The organism is Pedobacter sp. 01N416 (assembly GCF_056399685.1).
The window spans coordinates 1-3,039 of record NZ_JBFTRT010000593.1; the positions used below are offsets into that span (position 1 = coordinate 1).

3 protein-coding genes and 4 tRNA genes are annotated in these 3,039 nt (G+C 37.2%); all 7 read right to left on the minus strand.

The genetic code is table 11. The annotated features are described in order from the left end of the window. Positions 1 to 84: 84 nt before the first annotated feature. Positions 85 to 1,272, minus strand: coding sequence for an elongation factor Tu (gene tuf / locus AC1DND_RS24185; protein ID WP_029279334.1), 1,188 nt, complete (start codon positions 1,270 to 1,272; stop codon positions 85 to 87). A 125-nt stretch (positions 1,273 to 1,397) separates the two neighbouring features. Beyond that, positions 1,398 to 1,469: transfer RNA gene (locus tag AC1DND_RS24190), tRNA-Thr, on the minus strand. 79 nt (positions 1,470 to 1,548) lie between these two features. After that, positions 1,549 to 1,624, minus strand: a tRNA-Gly gene (locus AC1DND_RS24195). Between the two features lie 81 nt (positions 1,625 to 1,705). Beyond that, a tRNA-Tyr gene (locus tag AC1DND_RS24200) sits at positions 1,706 to 1,788 on the minus strand. 39 nt (positions 1,789 to 1,827) lie between these two features. Next, positions 1,828 to 1,900, minus strand: a tRNA-Thr gene (locus tag AC1DND_RS24205). 545 nt (positions 1,901 to 2,445) lie between these two features. Then, entirely contained in the window at positions 2,446 to 2,793 is a 348-nt protein-coding gene (hpf, locus tag AC1DND_RS24210) for a ribosome hibernation-promoting factor, HPF/YfiA family (protein WP_025143266.1), read from the minus strand. Positions 2,794 to 2,807: 14 nt separating this feature from the next. Beyond that, the coding region (locus tag AC1DND_RS24215; protein ID WP_477585119.1) for a tyrosine-type recombinase/integrase at positions 2,808 to 3,039 on the minus strand (232 nt) is incomplete at its 5' end.

The window sequence follows — 3,039 nt, forward strand, 5'->3', positions numbered from 1 at the left end:
TAATTAGAAAGCAAAGTGCCTAAGCGCACTTAAACACTTTGCTTTTCTTATTTTTCTTTAGTCCCGATAAATCGGGATTTAAGATTATTTTAAAATTTCAGTTACCTGACCAGCACCTACTGTTCTACCACCTTCACGGATAGCGAAACGTAGACCTTTTTCCATTGCGATAGCGTTGATCAACTTTACAGTGATTGTAACGTTATCACCTGGCATTACCATCTCAGTACCTTCAGCTAGTGAAATCTCACCAGTAACGTCTGTAGTACGGAAATAGAATTGAGGACGGTATTTGTTGAAGAATGGAGTGTGACGACCACCTTCTGCTTTTGATAATACATAGATCTCAGCTTTGAAATCAGTGTGAGGAGTTACTGAACCTGGTTTACAGATTACCATACCACGACGGATATCAGTTTTCTCAATACCACGTAACAATAAACCTACGTTATCACCAGCTTCACCATAATCTAAGATCTTACGGAACATCTCAACACCAGTTACTGTAGATTTTAAGTTCTCAGCACCCATACCTAAGATTTCAACTGGATCTCCAGAGTTGATTACACCACGCTCGATACGACCAGTTGCTACAGTACCACGACCAGTGATCGAGAATACATCTTCAACAGGCATCAAGAATGGAAGCTCAGTTAAACGTGGAGGAATTGGAATGTAGCTATCAACAGCATCCATTAATTCCATAATTTTTGCTACCCATTTAGCATCTCCGTTCAAACCACCTAAAGCAGAACCTTGAATAACAGGAATATCATCACCAGGGAAATCGTAGAACGATAATAATTCACGAACTTCCATTTCTACTAATTCTAATAATTCAGGATCATCAACCATATCCACTTTGTTCATGAATACAACCAATGAAGGTACACCAACCTGACGAGCCAATAAGATGTGCTCACGAGTTTGTGGCATTGGACCATCAGTAGCAGCAACAACGATAATAGCACCATCCATTTGAGCCGCACCTGTAACCATGTTTTTAACATAATCCGCGTGACCTGGACAATCTACGTGTGCGTAGTGACGGTTTGCAGTTGAATACTCAACGTGCGCAGTATTAATTGTAATACCTCTTTCTTTTTCCTCAGGAGCTGAGTCAATTGAATCGAATGAACGTGCCTCAGATAAACCTGCATCAGCTAAAACTTTTGTAATAGCTGCTGTTAAAGTTGTTTTACCGTGATCGACGTGACCGATTGTACCGATGTTTAAGTGCGGTTTACTACGGTCAAATTTTTCTTTTGCCATTTTATTTATAACTAATTAGTAGGTTAACTTTTTATTAATTTTATTTATTGTTTTGATGCAATGCAACACAAAAAACCTTGTCTACCCTGCATATTAAACAGATTTAACAAAGCTTTATTATCCTGAGCCAACTATGGGAATTGAACCCATGACCTCTTCCTTACCAAGGAAGTGCTCTACCGCTGAGCTAAGTCGGCTTTTTAGTTTCCAGTTCCAGCCTTTAGTTTTAACCAAATAAAAACTGTTACCAATAACTGCCCACTTTCTAATTTTTATTGGAGCGGAAGACGAGGTTCGAACTCGCGACCTATAGCTTGGAAGGCTATCGCTCTACCAACTGAGCTACTTCCGCTTTTAAAAACTAGTGATTGATTGAATGAAAGAATGATAGAAATAATCTCTCATTAAAACATTTGGTCGTTCATTTAAAGTGTGGGGAGAGAAGGATTCGAACCTTCGAAATCTTGCGATAACAGAGTTACAGTCTGTCCCATTTGGCCGCTCTGGAATCTCCCCATTTTCTACTTTAAAATGCTAACACTTTAAAATAAAAAGAGCCTCCTATCGGAATCGAACCAATGACCTACTGATTACAAGTCAGTTGCTCTACCAGCTGAGCTAAGGAGGCTTTAAATTTTGTGCAATGATACGAAAAATCTTCATTTTTCATACTATTAACGTGTTTTTTTAAAACTTTTATCTTTTTAAAGAACAAGCCTTTTCTTCTTGGCCTAACACCGTTTCCGAAAGGGAATGCAAATATACACACTTATATTTCACTTCAAAATAAATTTGAAAAAAAATAGTGAAATTTTTAGCCCTCCCACTCAATTAAGACGATTTAAAATAATAGGTACTTCATAATCAGTCGCTTTGCTTTCGCTTAAAATCGTATTATTTTTTTAACTTTTTCGGTGTTCTAACGAATATGAATCGGTTTTTAAGTTTAATTACGCTTGCCCCCATGTCCTGGCGCTTTCCAGCTACCACTTCTTATACCCTTTAACATCACCAAATCGTTTACATCCTTATTAATTTTAAAAAAAATCAATCGATACCATTTATTAATTAATCAAAAACAATTAAAAACAACAGCAAATTCCTCACGGTAGCCCATAAAAAAGGCAACATAATGATTAATCATGTTGCCTTTTCTTAAAATAATGCTAATTTTTAGTAATCAGCAGCTTCGCTTTCGCTTAAAATTGCTTTATGCTCACTTAATTTTGCACGTGTTTTATCCTTATGTTTAGTGATCTGCTTTCTTAACGATTCAATTGCCAGATCTGTGGCTTCTTCAAATGATTTACATTGTTCTTTAGCGAAGAGGGTCCCTCCCGGCACAATGAGTTTTATCTCACTAATTTTATTGGCCTCATCCTCTACGTTTTCTAACTTTAAATACACTTCTCCGCTAATGATCTGGTCAAAAAACTGATCTAGCTTATTTGCTTTTTTTTGTATAAAATCTAACAACTTACTGTCTGCACTGAAGTGGATTGATTGAACTCCGATTTTCATTTTTCCTCCTTTTTTTATGCCTTTGGATGGGCTTGTTTATAAATTGTTTTTAATCTTTCGATCGAATTGTGGGTGTAAACCTGGGTTGCTGCTAAGCTGGCGTGACCCAAAAGTTCTTTAATTGCATTTAGATCTGCTCCTGCATTTAGCAGGCTTGTTGCATAACTGTGCCGAAGCACGTGGGGACTTTTCTTCTCATTGGTTGATACGTGGTTTAGGTATGAGGTAACAATACGGTATATTAAC

Coding starts and splice junctions, on each gene's coding strand:
- tuf (WP_029279334.1), bottom strand. CDS start 1,272: ATGGCAAAAGAAAAATTTGACCGTAGTAAACCGCACTTAAACATCGGT.
- hpf (WP_025143266.1), bottom strand. CDS start 2,793: ATGAAAATCGGAGTTCAATCAATCCACTTCAGTGCAGACAGTAAGTTG.